This is a genomic window from Mycobacterium sp. NPDC048908, from assembly GCF_043197955.1.
Taxonomy (GTDB): domain Bacteria; phylum Actinomycetota; class Actinomycetes; order Mycobacteriales; family Mycobacteriaceae; genus Mycobacterium.
Genome location: NZ_JBICUE010000005.1, coordinates 382,706 through 399,597, shown reverse-complemented (window position 1 = coordinate 399,597; position 16,892 = coordinate 382,706). Strand labels below are relative to the sequence as shown.

The window sequence follows — 16,892 nt, the reverse complement described above, 5'->3', positions numbered from 1 at the left end:
TCGAAGATGTGATGGCGCTGAGCCCGCTGCAGCAGGGGCTGTATTCGATGGCGGTGTTGTCGGATCACGACCCCTACGTGATCGCGATGGCAGCCGACATCACCGGTCGCCTCGACGCGGGCCTGTTGCGCGATTGCGCGGCAACGATGTTGGCGCGGCACCCCAACCTGCGAGCCAGCTTCCTGCGCGGAAATCTGAACCGTCCGGTTCAGGTCGTCCCAGTCCGCGCCGACGTGCCGTGGCGACACGTCACCGCGACGGCCGATGAGGTGGCGGCCTTCGACGCCGACGAACGCGGTCGGCCGTTCGACCTCGAACGCGGGCCCGCGATCCGCTTCCTGCTGATCGAGGTGCCGCGCTCCCACTGGCGGTTCGTGGTCGTCGCGCACCACATCATCATCGATGGTTGGTCATTGCCGTTGTTCGTCGGCGAACTGATCGCGTTGTACCGCTTTTGCGGGGACACCTCGGCGCTGCCCCCACCACCGCGGCCGTACCGCGACTACATCGGCTGGCTGGCCCGGCGTGACCAGCGAACCAGTCGCGCGCTGTGGCGCGATCACCTCTCGGGAATCGACGGGCCGACGTTGCTCACGCCGGCGCTCACCGCGGGCGAGTTACCGGTCGGTCCGCCGCACCGCACCGAAGTGAAACTGGACGCCGAAGACACCGAACGGCTCGTGCAGGCCGCGCGGGCGCGCGGCGTGACGGTGAACGCACTCGTCCAATTAGCCTGGGCCACCATCCTTTCGACGATCACCGATCGCGACGACGTGATCTTCGGTGTCACCGTGTCCGGCAGGCCCGGCGAGTTGTCCGGTGTCGAGACGATGGTCGGGTTGTTCATCAACACGGTGCCGTTACGGGTGCGACTCGATCCCGCCGAGCGGGTCGGCGTGCAGTGCGTGGCCTTACAGCGCGACGCCGCCCTACTGCGCGACCACAGCTACCTCAGCCACGCTGAACTGCGGTCGCTGGCAGGCGTCGGGGAGATGTTCGACACCCTTCTGGTGTATGAGAACTTCCCGCCGGGCGGGCTTGTCGGCGGCGGCGAGTTCACCGCCAACGGCGCCACCTTTCGGCCCGCGGCGCTGGAAAGCCTGTCGCACTTCCCGGTGACCGTCGCCGCTCACCTCATCGATGGCCGGTTGGCCGTGCTGATCGAGGCGATCGACGGCGCGCTGGGCCTGATGACCCCGCAGTCGCTCGGCCGACGATTACTCACGACAATGCGGCGACTGATGCACGGCTGGGACGCCCCGCTCCGTGACATCAGCATCCTGCTCGACGATGACGACGGCGAAACAGCGGTCGCCGCGGCAGCGCCTGGCAGCGGCGGCGTGCACACGAGGTTCACCGAAATCGCGGCAACCAGACCAGCTTCCGTCGCGCTGACCTGGTCCGGCGGCCGGTACACCTACCGCGAATTGGACCAGGCCTCCGACCGGGTCGCTGCCGCGCTTGTCGCGCGCGGCGTCCGACCGGAGGCGCCGGTGGCGATCAACCTCACTCGTGGCCCCGAGTACGTCGCTGCGATGTTCGGCGTGTTGAAGGCCGGAGCCGTGATCGTTCCGCTCGACCCGGGGATGCCTGCCGAGCGCATCGCGGGCATCATCGCGCAGACCAACGCGACTGTCATCGACGACGGTTTCGGCACCGCGCAGCAAGCCCGGGATGTACCCGACTTCCGTGCCGCCACCGTCGATCCGGCACAGGCCGCCTACGTCGTCTTCACCTCCGGGACCACCGGAACGCCCAAAGGCGTGATCGGCACCCATCAGGCGCTGCTCGCCTACGCGGCCGATCATGCCCGAAATGTGTTGCGCCCCACTGCGGCACGGTTGTGCAGGCCGATTCGCGTCGCGCACGCATGGTCGTTCACCTTCGACGCCGCATGGCAACCGTTGGCCGCGCTGCTCGACGGGCACACCGTCCACATCGTCGACGACGACACCCTGCGCGACGCCGAGGCGTTGGTCGACACGATCGCGGGGGGCGGCATCGACATGATCGATACCACGCCGTCGATGTTCACCCAACTGCACGCGGTCGGCCTGTTGACCACTGTCCCGCTCGCCGTGCTGGCTCTCGGTGGTGAAGCCGTGGGAACTGCGGCGTGGAACCTCATCCACGACGAAACTGCGCGCACGGGCATGAAGGCGTACAACTGCTACGGCCCAACCGAATCCACCGTCGAGGCGACCGTCGCCGCGATCGCCGACCACGCGGCTCCCACGATCGGTGTACCGACAACGCCAAGCCGGGCGTATGTGCTCGACTCCTGGTTACGGCCGGTTCCTGTCGGCGTGCCCGGCGAGCTGTACCTCGCGGGCCGGCAATTGACCCGCGGCTACCTCGGGCGGCCCGCAGAGACGGCCTGCCGGTTCGTCGCAGATCCGTTCGTGGCAGGGGAGCGAATGTACCGGACGGGCGATGTGGTGCGCCGCCAACAGGATCGCGCACTGCAGTTCCTCGGCCGCTCCGACGCGCAGGTCAAGATCCGCGGGTTTCGCGTGGAGCCCGCCGAGATCTCGGCCGTGCTGCACGCGCATCCCGCGGTGCGGCACGCCCACGTCCTCGTGAAACGGCACGGCAACGCGGCACGGCTCACCGCGTACGTCGCTGCAGCACCGGCCCCGGACGTGGCCGAGCTCTGTGCGATGCTGTCAAAACGATTGCCGCGCTACATGGTTCCACACCACATCGTCGTCATCGACGAGATGCCGCTCACCCCGCACGGCAAGGTCGACGAGGCGGCGCTCGCGGCGTCGGCTGCGGCGGTCGACGTACCGACAGCGCGACCGGAAACGCCGACGGAGACCGCGCTGGCCGAGTTGACCGCCGAAATCCTGCAGACCGATCACATCGACGTCGCCGCGGACCTCGTCCGCCAAGGCCTCGACAGCATCGTCGCGCTCTCGGTGGTGCAGGCGGCGCGCCAGCGTGGAATCCCACTGCGGGCCCGGTTGCTGCTCGAGTGCGGCACCATCCGTGAACTCGCGGCGGCCGTCGACAGCGAGTCGGTGAGCGTGGGTCGCGTCGACGGCGGCGGCGGCCCGATCACCCTGCTGTCCAACGCGCGCTGGCTCTACGAGTTCGGCGATGCACGGCGGCTCGCGCAGACACACGCGATCCGGCTGCCCGACGGGATCACAGGGGGTCAGCTGAAGACGTTGCTGCAGAACGTCGTTGCCGGACATCGCGTGCTGCGGAGCCGACTGGACCGCGATTCCATTACCCTCGTCGAACACGACGTCACGGTCGCCATCACCGAGGTGGCGGCGGCGGGCGACCTGGTCGCGGCCGTCGCCGCCGAAACGAAGAAATCCGTCGACCGCATCGATCCCGAGAAAGGCGTGCTGATCGACGCGGTGTGGCTGCGGGAGGAGGGTGTGCTGGTGCTCACGGCGCACGTGTTGGCCATGGACCCGGCGTCGTGGCGGATCGTGCTCGGCGAACTCGACGCCGGGTGGCGGGCACTCGCCGACGGTCGCGCCCCCGCTGTGGCGCGCGAGCACACCAGCCATCGGCGCTGGTCGCAACTGCTCTGCGAGCGGGCCGGGCGCCTCGACAGCTGCGACTTCTGGGTGGCCCAACTCGAAGGTGACGACCCCGATCTCGGCGCGCGCCGGGTGCGCCCGGACACCGACCGTGTCGGTGACGTCACCGTCACGATGTGCGCCGCCGATCCGGAGGTGACCGCCCGCTTGTCGACCGCAGCGCAACCGATCACCCGTCTGTTGGTTTCGGCCGCGGCGCGCATGGTCGAGAACTGGCGGCGCCACCGCGGCCAGCAGCATGCAGTCCCGCTGCTGGCGATCGAGACGCACGGCAGAGCGGACGGCATCGCGGCCGATGCCGACACGTCGGACACGGTCGGCTTGCTGAGCGCGGTCTACCCGCTGCGCATACACGCCCCGACGGTGTTCGACGACATTCCCGGCGACGGGATCGACTACGGCCTGCTGCGCTACCTGCGGCCCGATACCGCCGAGCGGTTGCGTGCCCACCGCGAACCGCAACTGCTGCTGAACTTCCTGGGCCGGTTGAGTTTTGGTGTCGGTCGCGGCGGCATGCGGCTGGATCATGGCCTGCTCGCCGAGGTGTCGACGCTGCCAGAACCCCTGGTCGCGGTGCGCCATGAACTGACGATCATCGCCGCGATAGTCGGCGACGCCGACGCACCGGTGTTGGCGACGCAGTGGCGGACGCTGCCCGACATCCTGTCCGCCGACGACGTGGCCACGCTGCAGGCGATGTGGGAAGACGCATTGAGAGAGGTTGCGCAATGAGCACTCTCGGGATCGTCGGCGCCGGCGCCAAGGCGGTCGCCGTGGCCGCGAAGGCCGCCGAACTGCGCGGCATGGGCGTCGAGGCGCCCGATGTCATCGCCGTCGAACGCACCGGCGTCGCGGCCAACTGGCGGTCAGGCGGCGGATGGACCGACGGTGCGCACCGGTTGGGCACAAGTCCGGAGAAAGACGTCGGGTTTCCGTACCGCTCGTCGGTGGTGGCGCGCCGCAACGCCGAACTCGACGAGCGGATGACCCGGCACAGCTGGCAGTCGTACCTGATCAGCACCGGGCAGTTCGCCGAATGGGTGGACCGCGGCAGACCGGCGCCCAGTCACCGCACCTGGAGTCGGTACCTGCGCTGGGTCGCGGGCAACGTGGGAATGTCCGTCGTCAACGGCGACGTGCGCCGCATCGCGCTGGACGGCCGGCGCTGGGCGCTGCACACACCCGAGCGGACTGTGCACGCCGACGCCGTGATGATCACCGGACCGGGGCAGCCGCACCGCTCGATCCTGCCGGGCCATCCGCAGGTGCTGTCGATCGCACAGTTCTGGGAGCGGGCCGCCGCGCGCGAACTCCTCACCGCAGAGCGGGTGGCGGTGATCGGCGGCGGAGAGACCGCCGCCTCGATGCTCAATGAGCTTTTCCGGCACCGGGTTTCGGCAATCACCGTCATCTCGCCTCAGGTCACCCTGTTCACCCGAGGTGAGGGCTTCTTCGAGAACACGCTGTTCTCGGATCCGACGAACTGGTCGAGCCTGACCCTGGCGGAGCGGCGAGATGCGTTGGCGCGAACCGACCGGGGCGTCTTCTCTGCCCGGGTGCAGGACGCGCTGCTCGCCGACGACCGCATCCGCCATCTGCGCGGCCGCGTCGCACACGCTGTGGCCCAGGGCGAGCGAATTCGGTTGACGCTGAGCACGAATCGCGGTGCCGAAGCGTTGGATACCGTGCACGGGTTCGATCTGGTGATCGACGGGTCGGGCGCCGACGGGCTGTGGTTCGTGCCGCTGCTCGGCCAGGACGCGCTGGACCTGCTCGAGCTCGCGCTCGGCGGCCCGTTGACCGGCGACACGTTGCAGGCGGCCATCGGCCACGACCTCGCGGTCAGCGACGTCACGCCGAAGCTGTTCCTGCCGGGGCTGTCCGGGCTGACACAGGGCCCGGGATTCCCGAATCTCAGCTGCCTCGGGCTGCTGTCCGACCGGATCCTCGGTGCGGACTACCGCGTCCCGACCCCTTCGATCAGGAGAACTGATGAGCGTCAACCCATTCGATGACGACAATGGCGCCTTCTTCGTGTTGGTCAACGATGAGGACCAGCACAGCCTCTGGCCGACATTCGTCGACGTGCCCGCCGGCTGGCGGGTGGTGTTCGGTGCGGCCACCCGCGCCGACTGTCTGGCCTACGTCGAAGAGCGCTGGACCGACATCCGGCCGCGCAGTCTGCGCGAGGCGATGGCCGCCGACTAGTCACGCGCCGAGCGTGTATCCAGGCTGCCGAACTTCGGGTAACGGCATGCTGGAATACAGTTTCGGCGTGGTCACGAGCAACCGCGCGCAACTCATCCGGGTCGCCGCCGCCGTCTGGGTCGTCGCAGCCGTGGTGTATCTGGTGGTCGAGAAGATCGCCGCGGCCAACGTCAAAGGCCACTACAGCTATCTGCACCACTACATCAGCGTGCTCGGCGTCCCGGCTTGGGGACGGTTCGCGTGGCTGATGAACGGAGCCTTCTATCTGCAGGGCGCGCTGACGTTGGTCGGCGCAATTCTGGTGATACGCGCCTCCGGACGGCGCGGCGTGTTCTTCGGATTCTTCACCGCGGCCGCGTCCATCGGCTACTTCCTGGTCGCGACGGTGCACGGCGGGTCGCCGCTGGCTGAAGGCCAGGGAATGCAACTGCACATGATCGGCGCCCTGCTGGTGTTCATCGCGGGCAACCTCGCCATCGTGTTCGGGTCCAAGGTGGTCGCCCGCGCGGTCGACGCTCCCTGGTGGTACCGCGCCGTCTCACTGGTGTTCGCGGCGGCGGGCCTCATCGCGTGGCTGATGCTGGCCAACTACAACGTGTGGACCTACAGATATGCGCCCGTGGGCATCGTCGAGCGGGTGCCGGTCTACTCGATCCTGGCCTGGCAGCTGTTCAGCGCCGCGGTGCTGTCAGGTCTGCTGTGCAAGCGGCGTGTCCATGTCGAACACGCGGGCGTGTAGCACGGTTCTGTTCCGCAGCGCGGCCCGCACCGCGCGGTGCAGACCGTCCTCCAGGTAGACGATGCCCTTCCAGCGGACAGCGTGCGGAAACAGATCGCCGTAGAACGTCGAGTCCTCCGAGAGCAAGCGGTCCAGCGCCAGCACCGTGGTGGTCGTGACCAACTCGTCGAGGCGAAGTTGTCGCGGCGGAATCTGCGCCCATTGCCGTTGGGACAGACCGTGCTCGGGGTACGGCTTGCCCTCGCGCACTCCCTTGAAGATCATCGAAGTGATCCCTGAGCCGGCGGCCTCACATCGCAAAGGCTAGCCCGTCGGCAACGCGAACACCCGCTCGAGCGCTATCCGCCCAGTTGATGCCCGTAAAATGGGCGGTGACTCGTTGCGAAAGGGAGGTGACCAATTGGGCAGCGCCGAGGACCGCCGCTTCGAGGTGCTGCGCGCCATCGTCGCCGACTTCGTAGCCACCAAGGAGCCGATCGGGTCGAAAACGCTTGTCGAACGGCACAACCTGGGCGTCTCCAGCGCCACCGTCCGCAACGACATGGCCGTCCTCGAGGCCGAGGGCTACATCACCCAACCGCACACCAGCTCGGGCCGGGTGCCCACGGAGAAGGGCTACCGCGAGTTCGTCGACCGCCTCGACGATGTGAAGCCCCTGTCGACCTCCGAGCGGCGCGCGATCCTGACCTTCCTCGAATCGGGGGTCGACCTCGACGACGTGCTGCGCCGCGCCGTGCGGCTACTGTCGCAGCTCACCCGCCAGGTCGCGATCGTGCAGTACCCGACGTTGACCACGTCCAGCGTGCGGCGCCTCGAGGTGGTCGCGTTGACGCCAGCCAGGCTGCTGCTGGTGGTGATCACCGACTCCGGTCGCATCGACCAGCGCATCGTCGAACTCGGCGACGCCATCGACGACCACGAACTGTCCCAGCTGCGCGACCGGCTCGGCCAGGCCATGGAGGGCAAACCGTTGGCCGCCGCATCCATCGCGGTATCTGATCTGGCTTCACAGCTCAACGGCGGCCGGCTGGCCGATGCGGTCGGCAGGGCGGCGACCGTGCTGGTAGAGACGCTGGTCGAACACAGCGAGGAACGGCTGGTGCTCGGCGGCACCGCCAATCTGGCGCAGAACACCGCGGACTTCGGCGGCTCCCTGCGTTCGGTGATGGAGGCGCTGGAGGAGCAGGTCGTGGTGCTGCGGCTACTCGCGGCCCAGCAGGAAGCGGGCAAGGTCACCGTGCGGATCGGGCACGAGACCGAGGCCGAGCAGATGGCAGGCACGTCGGTGGTCTCCACCGCCTACGGCAGCTCGGGCAAGGTGTACGGCGGCATGGGCGTTCTCGGACCCACGCGGATGGACTATCCGGGAACTATCGCTAATGTCGCTGCGGTTGCTCTCTATATAGGCGAAGTCTTAGGTAGCCGATAACCCGGCATTGGAAAGGTCAGGCGTGGCACGCGATTACTACGGGCTGCTCGGGGTGAGCAGGGGGGCGAGCGATTCGGAGGTCAAGCGCGCCTATCGGAAGCTCGCCCGTGAACTGCATCCAGATGTCAATCCCGACGAAGAGGCCCAGGCACGCTTCAAGGAAATCAGCGTCGCCTACGAGGTGCTGAGCGATCCGGAGAAGCGGCGCATCGTCGATCTCGGCGGCGACCCGCTGGAGAACGCGGCCGCCGCGGGCAACGGTTTCGCCGGCTTCGGCGGCCTCGGCGATGTGTTCGAGGCGTTCTTCGGTGGCGGGACGACGTCGCGCGGCCCGATCGGCAGGGTGCGCCCGGGCTCGGACTCGCTGCTGCGGATGCGGCTCGACCTCGAGGAATGCGCGACCGGCGTGACAAAGCAGGTGACCGTCGACACCGCGGTCTTGTGCGACATGTGCCAGGGCAAGGGCACCAACGGCGACTCGAAGCCGGTCGCCTGCGACACGTGCGGAGGGCGCGGCGAGATCCAGACGGTGCAGCGCTCGCTGCTCGGTCAGGTGATGACATCGCGACCGTGCCCGGTGTGCGGCGGCGTCGGCGAGGTCATCCCCGATCCATGCCACCAGTGCGGCGGCGACGGCCGCGTGCGGGCGCGTCGCGAGATCAGCGTCAAGATTCCTGCGGGCGTTGGCGACGGGATGCGGGTACGTCTGGCCGCCCAGGGTGAGGTCGGCCCCGGCGGTGGACCCGCGGGCGACCTCTACGTCGAGGTGCACGAAAAGCCGCATGACGTCTTCGTTCGCGACGGCGACGACCTGCACTGCACGATTTCGGTGCCGATGGTCGACGCCGCACTGGGCACCACGGTCACCGTCGACGCGATCATCGACGGCCCGACCGAGCTCTCGATTGCGGCGGGCACGCAGCCCGGTTCGGTGACGACACTGCGCGGGCACGGCATGCCGCATCTGCGTTCAGGGGTGCGTGGCGACCTGCATGCCCACATCGAGGTGGTGGTGCCGTCCCGGCTCGACCACGAAGACATCGAACTGCTGCACAAACTCAAGGAGAAGCGCAGCCGCGACGTCGCCGAGGTGCGGTCAACGCAGAGCGAAGCGACGGGCGGCGGCTTCTTCAGCAGGCTGCGCGAAACCTTCACTGGCCGTTGATCATCCGTGCGCCCGCTGTTCTACGTCGACGCGCTGCCCTCAATCGGTGATCGCGCGGTCGTCGACGGCGACGAGGGCTTCCATGCCGCCAACGTCCGGCGGATCAGGCGCGGCGAGGAACTCGACCTCGGTGACGGCGCAGGCACCGTGGCGCATTGCGTCGTCGACGACGTCGGCAAGGGCCGACTGACGGCAAAAGTGCTCGACCGAACGACGGTTGACCCGGCGTCGCCGAGCGTGACCGTGGTCCAGGCGCTGCCCAAGTCGGACCGTTCCGAACTCGCGATCGAGTTGGCTACCGAGGCCGGTGCCGACGCCTTCGTCGCGTGGCAGGCGGCGCGATGCGTGGCGCGGTGGGAACCCGAGGCGAAGATCGACAAGGGGTTGCGCCGATGGCAGGCGGTGGCCAGGTCGGCGGCGCGGCAATCCCGGCGCCCATACATTCCGCCTGTCAGCGGCGTGGTGTCGACGGCGGAACTGGCGCAGCGAGTGGCTGACAGCGGTGTCACGGCGTTGGTGTTGCACGAGTCGGCTACCGCCAGACTCACCGATGTGCCGCTGGCACAGGAGGATTCGCTGCTACTGATGGTGGGGCCCGAGGGCGGTGTCTCCGACGAGGAGCTCGCTGTGCTTTCCGAAGCGGGTGCGACGGTGGTCCGACTGGGGCCGACGGTGCTGCGGACCTCGACCGCGGCGGCTGTGGCACTCGGGTCGCTGGGCGTGCTGACCACGCGGTGGCGGACGTGAAGTGGATCGTCGCGGCGGTCATCGCGGCGCTGCTGGGTGTCGTCGAATGGGCGACATGGATGGCCTCACGGGCGGTGCTGCCCGCGGGCGCCTCCGATGCCGGTCGCGTCGAGGTGGGCGAAACGATCCTGGTGTTGGGGTGCCCGCTTCGGCCACTGCATCGCTGGCGCGTTCGGATCGCAGTGCGCTCGACCGATCCCAGCGTCGCTCGGTTCGTGTTCTCCGGCGGTGCCGTGCGGACGAAGACGCCCGAGGCGCAGATGATGGCCGACTACGCGGTCCGTGTCCTGCACCTACCGCCCGGCAACGTGGTGGTGGAAGACGCCTCGACGACGACGGAAGAGAACATCGCGAACTCGGCGCCGTTCTTGGCCGACGCCCCCGCGATCAAGATCGCGTCGAACACCTTCCACGCCCTGCGCGCCCGGATCATCCTTCGGCAACAGTCGCCGGACCTAGCGAAGAAACTGGTGCGCGCGCGTGACTACCTGCCGTTCGAGTGGGGCCTGCTGCACGCGGTGCTGTTGGCCTACGACGGATACAGGTATGTCCGCGCCGGGTCTGCCCTGGTGAACCGTTGGGATGGGTCGGGGCCGGACGGTAAACTGGGTATTCGACAGCGAACCCCCAGGCCACAAACCAGAAAGCAGGCAGAAAACCCCACGTGACGCCCCGCGAGACGAACGCTGACTCGGACTCGCCCGTTCGTAGCAGCATCAATGTTCCGCCCGACCTCGTCGTGGGCCTGCTGGGTTCCGCTGACGAGAATCTGCGCGCCCTCGAGAACATCCTCGCCGCCGACATCCACGCGCGCGGCAACGCCCTGACCCTATCCGGCGAACCCGCCGACGTCGCGCTTGCCGAGCGGGTGATCTCCGAACTCGTCGCGATCGTGGCCAGCGGGCAACGGCTGACACCGGACGCGGTGAAACACTCTGTCGCGATGCTGACCGGCACCGGCGACGAATCGCCCGCCGAGGTGCTGACGCTCGACATTCTGTCGCGGCGCGGCAAGACCATCCGGCCCAAGACGTTGAACCAGAAGCGATACGTCGACGCCATCGACAACCACACCATCGTGTTCGGCATCGGGCCCGCGGGCACCGGCAAGACATATCTGGCAATGGCCAAGGCGGTCAATGCATTACAGACCAAACAGGTGAACAGGATCATCCTCACCCGCCCCGCGGTGGAGGCCGGTGAGCGGCTCGGCTTCCTGCCGGGCACGCTCAGCGAGAAGATCGACCCGTATCTGCGGCCGTTGTACGACGCCCTGTACGACATGATGGATCCCGAGTCGATCCCAAAGCTGATGAACGCCGGGATCATCGAGGTCGCCCCGCTGGCGTACATGCGCGGGAGGACGTTGAGCGATGCGTTCATCATCCTCGACGAGGCGCAGAACACCACCGGCGAGCAGATGAAGATGTTCCTGACCCGCCTCGGGTTCAACTCCAAAATCGTTGTGACAGGCGACATCACACAGGTTGACCTGCCGGGTGGCGCCGCCTCCGGGCTACGCGCGGCGATGCGGATTCTCGACGGTATCGACGACATCCACTTCGCCGAACTCACCAGCGCCGACGTCGTGCGACACCGACTGGTGTCCGACATCGTCGATGCCTACGCCAAGTCCGAAGAGCCCGCCCTGATGAACCGGGCGCAACGACGGGCTTCCGGAGCCGGACGACCGCGAAGGTGAGCGCGTGACCATCGAGGTGTCCAACGAGTCGGGCATCGACGTATCCGAAGACGAATTGATCAGCGTCGCACGGTTCGTCATCCGCAAGATGAAGGTGAACCCTGCCGCCGAGCTGTCGATGGTGCTGCTCGACACCGCGGCCATGGCCGACCTGCACATGCGCTGGATGGACCTGCCCGGACCCACCGACGTGATGAGCTTTCCGATGGACGAGCTCGAACCCGGCGGCAGACCTGACGCCCCAGAGCCGGGCCCGTCCATGCTCGGCGACATCGTGCTGTGCCCGGAGTTCGCGGCGCAGCAGGCCACGACGGCCGGTCACACGCTGGGCCAGGAGCTCGCGCTGTTGACCGTGCACGGCGTGCTGCACCTGCTCGGGTACGACCACGCCGAGCCGGACGAGGAAAAAGAGATGTTTGCGTTGCAGCGCCAACTGCTCGAGGAGTGGGTGGCCGACCAGGTCGAGGCTTACCACCAGGACCGCCAGTCCGAGAAGGACCGGCGACTGCTGGACAAGTCCCGATACTTCGACGATTTCATCCACGGCGACGAACCGTGACCGGCGTCGGCCCACTGATCGGCGCCATCGCGCTGATCGGTCTCGGCGGCCTGTTCGCGGCCATCGACGCCGCCGTCAGCACCGTGTCCGTGGCCCGGGTGGAGGAGCTGGTGCGCGACGAGCGACCCGGCGCCGTTCGGCTGGCCCGAGTCATGGTCGAACGACCGCGATACATCAACCTTGTTGTGCTGCTTCGTATCACATGCGAAGTGACGGCCACCGTATTGCTGGTCGCCTACCTGGACGGTCTGCTCGGAGTCGGCTGGGGATTGTTCACCGCCGCAGCCATCATGGTGGTGGTCAGCTTCGTGGTCATGGGGGTCGGCCCGCGAACCGTCGGGCGGCAGAACGCCTACAGCATCTCGCTGATGGCCGCGCTTCCGCTGCAGGCGATATCGGTGCTGCTCACCCCCATCAGCCGACTGCTGGTGTTGATCGGCAACGCGCTGACGCCCGGCCGAGGTCTTCGCAACGGCCCGTTCGCGTCGGAAATCGAACTGCGCGAGGTGGTCGACCTGGCCCAGCAGCGCGGCGTGGTGGCCGATGACGAACGGCGGATGATCCAGTCCGTCTTCGAACTCGGCGACACCCCCGCGCGCGAGGTGATGGTGCCTCGCACCGAGATGGTGTGGATCGAAAGCGACAAGACCGCGGGTCAGGCCACGTCGCTGGCGGTGCGCAGCGGCCACTCCCGGATACCGGTGATCGGCGAGAACGTCGACGACGTGGTCGGCGTGGTCTACCTCAAAGACCTCGTTCAGCGGACGTACTACTCGACCAACGGCGGCCGCGACACCAAGGTGTCCGACGTGATGCGGCCCGCGGTGTTCGTGCCCGATTCCAAGCCGCTCGACGCGCTACTCGACGAGATGCAGCGCGACCGCAACCACATGGCGTTACTGGTCGACGAGTACGGCGCGATCGCCGGTCTGGTCACCATCGAGGACGTGCTGGAGGAGATCGTCGGCGAGATCGCCGACGAGTACGACACCGATGAGGTGGCGCCCGTGGAAGATCTGGGCGACAACCACTTTCGAGTGTCGGCGCGGCTACCGATCGAAGACCTCGGCGAACTGTACGACATCGAGTTCGACGAGGACCTCGACGTCGACACCGTCGGCGGCCTTGTGGCGCTGGAACTGGGCCGCGTGCCGCTGCCCGGCGCGGAGGTGACGTGGGACGGGCTGCGGTTGCGCGCCGAAGGCGGCCCCGACCATCGCGGCAGGGTCAGGATCGGTACGGTCCTGGTCAGCCCGACCGAAACCGAGGAGGTGAGCGATGAGTGAGCTCGACGCCGAGGACGCCAAGCTGGTGACACTGGCCCGCGGCGCGATGGGCCGGGCCGAGGCGGCGAGCGGCGCGGCGGTCCGCGATGCCGACGGGCGCACCTATGCCGGCGCGCCTGTCGCACTCGGCGCTTTGCAGCTGACCGCGCTGCAGGCGGCCGTCGCCGCGGCGGTGTCCAGTGGCGCAACGGGTTTCGAGGCCGCTGTGTTGGTCGGCGGCTCGGCCGACGATGCCGGCGTGGCCGCGGTGCGCGAGCTCTCGACCGAGGCCACAGTCATCGTCACCGACCCCAGCGGGCGCCCAACGTGAAGCCACTGCGACAAATGGCCCGAATGCTCGCAGTGCATTCACACTCGGCGGAGGGGACGCCGCCGTGAGCGAGTTCCGGTCCGGCTTCGTCTGTTTCGTCGGCAGGCCGAACACCGGAAAGTCGACGCTGACCAACGCGCTGGTGGGCGCGAAAGTGGCGATCACGTCGAACCGGCCGCAGACCACCCGGCACACGATTCGCGGGATCGTCCATCGCGAGGATTTCCAGATCATTCTGGTCGACACTCCCGGGCTGCACCGGCCGCGCACGCTGCTGGGCCAGCGGCTCAACGATCTGGTGAAGGATACCTACTCGGAGGTCGACGTCATCGGGCTGTGTATCCCGGCCGACGAGAAGATCGGCCCGGGGGATCGATGGATCCTCGAGCAGATTCGCACGATCGCACCGAAAACCACGCTGGTGGCCGTCGTGACGAAGCTCGACAAGGTGGCCAAGGATCGGGTCGCCGCGCAGCTGATCGCGGTCAGCGAGCTCGTCGGGCCGACGGCAGAGATCGTCCCTGTGTCGGCGACGACGGGCGAGAACCTCGACGTGCTGACCGACGTGCTGGCCAACCAGCTGCCGCCCGGTCCGGCGTTCTACCCGGACGGCGAGCTGACCGACGAGCCCGAGGAGACGCTGATGGCCGAGCTGATCCGCGAGGCCGCGCTCGAAGGCGTCCGCGACGAGCTGCCGCACTCGCTGGCCGTCGTCATCGAAGAGGTCAGCCCGCGGGAAGGCCGCGACGACCTGATAGACGTGCATGCCAACCTGTTCGTCGAACGCGAGAGCCAGAAGGGCATCGTGATCGGCAAGGGTGGGGCGCGGCTGCGTGAGGTCGGCACCGCCGCGCGCACGCAGATCGAGAAGCTGCTGGGCACCAAGGTCTATCTCGACCTGCGCGTCAAGATCGCGAAGAACTGGCAGCGCGACCCCAAACAGCTTGGGCGACTCGGGTTTTAACCGCGAGGTTGCAGTTATCGTGCGGTCCACTCGCACTTCTTCGCAATGACTGCGATCTCGGTGCAGCGCGAGCCCAGACAGTGTCTTTGATGATGTGGCGATGCCGGTGCTATGGCCGAGATCGACATCCGGGTCGTTAATCTGGTCAGCAGCTGCATACCAACAGCCCTGGTGTCGAAATGGGCCATAGCAACTGTGACCGACTAAGCCGGCTGGCCGTACACCGCGACCACGACGGTGCGGTCCAGGCTGTTCACCGACCACACACCCATCTCAGAGTTGGCGCAGTTGGACATGATCGCCATGTAGTCGGGCCGGTAGTACCAGTTGTTGATGAGCTCGATGCCGCTGATCGCCAGTGCGGGGTTGATCGCGACGGTCTCCGCGACAGTTCCCACGTAGCCGGCATTGCGGGCGCGGTCCTGCGGTGTCGACCCGTCCGAACCGATGTCACCGTCCAACGCCCGGTTGTTCAGCACGTCATTGGCGTGCCACTCGGCGGCCAGCTGCAGCTTCAGGTTGATCTTCACGTCATTGGTGCAGCCGGCCTGATGCTGGATCGTGTAGACGTTGGCCACCACACCGTCGTTGAGCCGCTTGTTGTCGGCGTTCGCCGCAGGGACGGCTACAATCGCCGCCACCACCACCGCCGCCACGGGCAGCGCGCGCCGAATGAGTGCCACGTTCGGAGATTACGCGACCTCGTCGCGAACCGGCTCGTCAGCGACAAGATTGCCCAAACTGGGCTCGGGAACCAGCTGAGGTGTGGAGGCCGGTTGGCTGCCGTCCCACCACACGTCGGGCTGCCGCATCGCCCAGCCGTTGAGTGCCTCCAGTTCGGCTGCCAACGAGATCAGCAGCGGCTCACTGTTGGCGGGACCCATCAGCTGCACGCCGATCGGCAGGCCGCCGTAGGTGAACCCGGCGGGCACGTTGATCGACGGCCAGCCCAACAGGTTCCACGGCCAGGTCAGCGGGCATGCACGGATCATCGCGCGGTCGGTCGACAGGCCGCCGCGGTGGTCGAAGTCGGTGACCCTCGGCGGCGGTAGCGCGGTGGTCGGCGCCAGCACCACGTCGAACAGGTTGAACGTCCACCCGATCCGGCGCTGGGCCTTCGCCTCCCGGGCGCGGGCCTTTCGCAGGTTGTGCTGCGAGAGCAGCCAGCCGGTGCGGACATTGGCCAAGGTGCGCTTGTCCAGCTCTACGTTCGGGCCGATGCGATCCACCCAGTCGAGCAACCCCGCCGTCGACCTCGACAAGAAGCTCCACGACATCTGCAGGTTGTAGTCGGGGTCTGCCTCGGCAACGGTGTGCCCGAGCTGCTCGAGCTGACCGGCGACCGTCTCCATGGCGGCTCGGATCTCCGGGTGCAGCCTGGCCTTGAAGACCGTGTAGGGAAACTTCGTCGACATCGCGATCTTCAGCGGTCCCGGCGCCTGCGCGACGAAATCGGACACCCGCACCGGCGGGGGCCGGTGAAGGTCGCCGGGAGCGTTGCCGGACGCGGCGTCCAGCACCAGCGCCGCGTCCGTCACCGTCCGCGCCAACACCCCGTTCACGGTGATGCCGTTGAACGCCTCGGCCAGCGGCCAGGTCGAGATGCGGCCGCGCTGGGGTTTGATGCCGACCAGGTGGGTCCACGCCGCGGGGATCCGCACGCTGCCCGCGCCGTCCGAACCGATGGCCGCGGGCACCAACCCGGCCGCGACGGCCGCAGCGCTTCCGCCCGACGAACCGCCCGGGGTGTGTTCGCTCGACCACGGATTGCGGGTGTGCCCGAAGGCCGGTCCGCTGGTGAACGGCCACTGACCGAACTCGCAGGTGTTGGTCTTGCCGACGATGACCGCGCCCGCGGCCCGCAACCGACGCACCACCTCGGAGTCCCGCTCTGCCGCCCTGATGTCTCCCTGGGTGCCGAACCGGGTGGGCACGCCGGCGACGTCGACGTCGTCTTTGACCGCGATCGGGATGCCCAGCAACGGAAGTTCTTGTCCCGCTGCGCGTTTGAGGTCGGCGGCCGCGGCATCGGCCAGGGCGCTGTCATGCAACACCACCCGAAACGCGTTGAGCGTCGACTGGCTGGCGTCGATGGCGTCAAGTGATCGCCGTACCAGTTGATCCGACGTCACCTTGCCTGCGGCAAGCTGGTAAAGCTGGGTGGTGATAGTAGGAAATCGGGCGTGGCGTCCTGGAGATTCGACCATCACGTACAAGAATATC

At 67.7% G+C, this 16,892-nt stretch carries 15 protein-coding genes and 1 pseudogene; 13 read left to right on the top strand and 3 right to left on the bottom strand.

Annotated features, from left to right (window positions below; translation table 11 throughout):
* Positions 1–11: 11 nt before the first annotated feature.
* The 4 genes from ACGFK1_RS16815 to ACGFK1_RS16800 all read left to right on the top strand — a co-directional run bounded on the left by ACGFK1_RS16815 (position 12) and on the right by ACGFK1_RS16800 (position 6,507).
* Positions 12–4,292: an amino acid adenylation domain-containing protein gene (locus ACGFK1_RS16815; RefSeq protein WP_393431267.1), complete on the top strand. Its 4,281-nt coding sequence runs from the start codon at positions 12–14 to the stop codon at positions 4,290–4,292.
* Positions 4,289–5,575 carry an NADPH-dependent L-lysine N(6)-monooxygenase MbtG gene (gene mbtG / locus ACGFK1_RS16810; protein ID WP_393431125.1) on the top strand — a complete coding sequence of 429 codons (1,287 nt, stop codon included), beginning with the start codon at positions 4,289–4,291 and terminating at the stop codon, positions 5,573–5,575. The genes ACGFK1_RS16815 and mbtG overlap by 4 nt, the downstream gene beginning before the upstream one ends.
* Complete coding sequence (locus tag ACGFK1_RS16805; RefSeq protein WP_393431122.1) at positions 5,553–5,768, top strand: MbtH family protein; 216 nt, start codon at positions 5,553–5,555, stop codon at positions 5,766–5,768. The genes mbtG and ACGFK1_RS16805 overlap by 23 nt, the downstream gene beginning before the upstream one ends.
* A 67-nt stretch (positions 5,769–5,835) precedes the next feature.
* A complete protein-coding gene (locus ACGFK1_RS16800) occupies positions 5,836–6,507 on the top strand; it encodes a DUF998 domain-containing protein (RefSeq protein WP_393431119.1) in 672 nt (223 codons plus the stop codon).
* Here ACGFK1_RS16800 and ACGFK1_RS16795 read toward each other — a convergent pair.
* Positions 6,457–6,771, bottom strand: coding sequence for a type II toxin-antitoxin system VapB family antitoxin (locus ACGFK1_RS16795; RefSeq protein WP_393431116.1), 315 nt, complete (start codon positions 6,769–6,771; stop codon positions 6,457–6,459). The two genes, ACGFK1_RS16800 and ACGFK1_RS16795, sit on opposite strands and share 51 nt — an antisense overlap.
* 136 nt (positions 6,772–6,907) lie before the next feature.
* Here ACGFK1_RS16795 and hrcA point away from each other — a divergent pair, with 136 nt between their 5' ends.
* The 9 genes from hrcA (at position 6,908) to era (ending at position 14,669) form a co-directional block, all read left to right on the top strand.
* Positions 6,908–7,936: a heat-inducible transcriptional repressor HrcA gene (gene hrcA, locus ACGFK1_RS16790; protein WP_393431113.1), complete on the top strand. Its 1,029-nt coding sequence runs from the start codon at positions 6,908–6,910 to the stop codon at positions 7,934–7,936.
* A 22-nt stretch (positions 7,937–7,958) separates the two neighbouring features.
* Positions 7,959–9,101 (top strand): molecular chaperone DnaJ, encoded by a 1,143-nt coding sequence (dnaJ, locus tag ACGFK1_RS16785; protein ID WP_393431109.1) that lies wholly within the window; start codon positions 7,959–7,961, stop codon positions 9,099–9,101.
* Between the two features lie 6 nt (positions 9,102–9,107).
* On the top strand, positions 9,108–9,848 hold the full coding sequence (locus ACGFK1_RS16780; protein ID WP_393431106.1) for a 16S rRNA (uracil(1498)-N(3))-methyltransferase: 741 nt from the start codon (positions 9,108–9,110) through the stop codon (positions 9,846–9,848).
* Positions 9,845–10,516: a YdcF family protein gene (locus ACGFK1_RS16775; RefSeq protein ID WP_393431103.1), complete on the top strand. Its 672-nt coding sequence runs from the start codon at positions 9,845–9,847 to the stop codon at positions 10,514–10,516. Before ACGFK1_RS16780 ends, ACGFK1_RS16775 begins: the two co-directional genes overlap by 4 nt.
* Positions 10,513–11,550, top strand: coding sequence for a PhoH family protein (locus tag ACGFK1_RS16770; RefSeq protein ID WP_393431100.1), 1,038 nt, complete (start codon positions 10,513–10,515; stop codon positions 11,548–11,550). Before ACGFK1_RS16775 ends, ACGFK1_RS16770 begins: the two co-directional genes overlap by 4 nt.
* Positions 11,551–11,554: 4 nt before the next feature.
* Entirely contained in the window at positions 11,555–12,109 is a 555-nt protein-coding gene (ybeY, locus tag ACGFK1_RS16765) for an rRNA maturation RNase YbeY (protein WP_393431097.1), read from the top strand.
* A complete protein-coding gene (locus ACGFK1_RS16760) occupies positions 12,106–13,395 on the top strand; it encodes a hemolysin family protein (RefSeq protein WP_393431094.1) in 1,290 nt (429 codons plus the stop codon). Before ybeY ends, ACGFK1_RS16760 begins: the two co-directional genes overlap by 4 nt.
* The gene (locus tag ACGFK1_RS16755) at positions 13,388–13,705 is read left to right on the top strand and encodes a cytidine deaminase (protein WP_393431091.1); all 318 of its coding nucleotides are present in this window, start codon (positions 13,388–13,390) and stop codon (positions 13,703–13,705) included. Before ACGFK1_RS16760 ends, ACGFK1_RS16755 begins: the two co-directional genes overlap by 8 nt.
* A gap of 64 nt (positions 13,706–13,769) precedes the next feature.
* Complete coding sequence (gene era / locus ACGFK1_RS16750) at positions 13,770–14,669, top strand: GTPase Era (RefSeq protein WP_393431089.1); 900 nt, start codon at positions 13,770–13,772, stop codon at positions 14,667–14,669.
* Positions 14,670–14,878: 209 nt separating this feature from the next.
* Here era and ACGFK1_RS16745 read toward each other — a convergent pair.
* Together ACGFK1_RS16745 and ACGFK1_RS16740 are read right to left on the bottom strand one after the other, a co-directional pair.
* Positions 14,879–15,352 (bottom strand): annotated as a pseudogene (locus ACGFK1_RS16745) (CAP domain-containing protein); the annotation flags it as partial.
* A 9-nt stretch (positions 15,353–15,361) separates the two neighbouring features.
* Positions 15,362–16,876 (bottom strand): amidase, encoded by a 1,515-nt coding sequence (locus ACGFK1_RS16740; RefSeq protein WP_393431087.1) that lies wholly within the window; start codon positions 16,874–16,876, stop codon positions 15,362–15,364.
* Positions 16,877–16,892: the final 16 nt, after the last annotated feature.

Excerpts from the sequence above, each read along its gene's own strand:
- ACGFK1_RS16815 (WP_393431267.1), top strand. The coding sequence starts at position 12 with ATGGCGCTGAGCCCGCTGCAGCAGGGGCTGTATTCGATGGCGGTGTTG.
- mbtG (WP_393431125.1), top strand. The coding sequence starts at position 4,289 with ATGAGCACTCTCGGGATCGTCGGCGCCGGCGCCAAGGCGGTCGCCGTG.
- ACGFK1_RS16805 (WP_393431122.1), top strand. The coding sequence starts at position 5,553 with ATGAGCGTCAACCCATTCGATGACGACAATGGCGCCTTCTTCGTGTTG.
- ACGFK1_RS16795 (WP_393431116.1), bottom strand. The coding sequence starts at position 6,771 with ATGATCTTCAAGGGAGTGCGCGAGGGCAAGCCGTACCCCGAGCACGGT.
- ACGFK1_RS16755 (WP_393431091.1), top strand. The coding sequence starts at position 13,388 with ATGAGTGAGCTCGACGCCGAGGACGCCAAGCTGGTGACACTGGCCCGC.
- ACGFK1_RS16740 (WP_393431087.1), bottom strand. The coding sequence starts at position 16,876 with ATGGTCGAATCTCCAGGACGCCACGCCCGATTTCCTACTATCACCACC.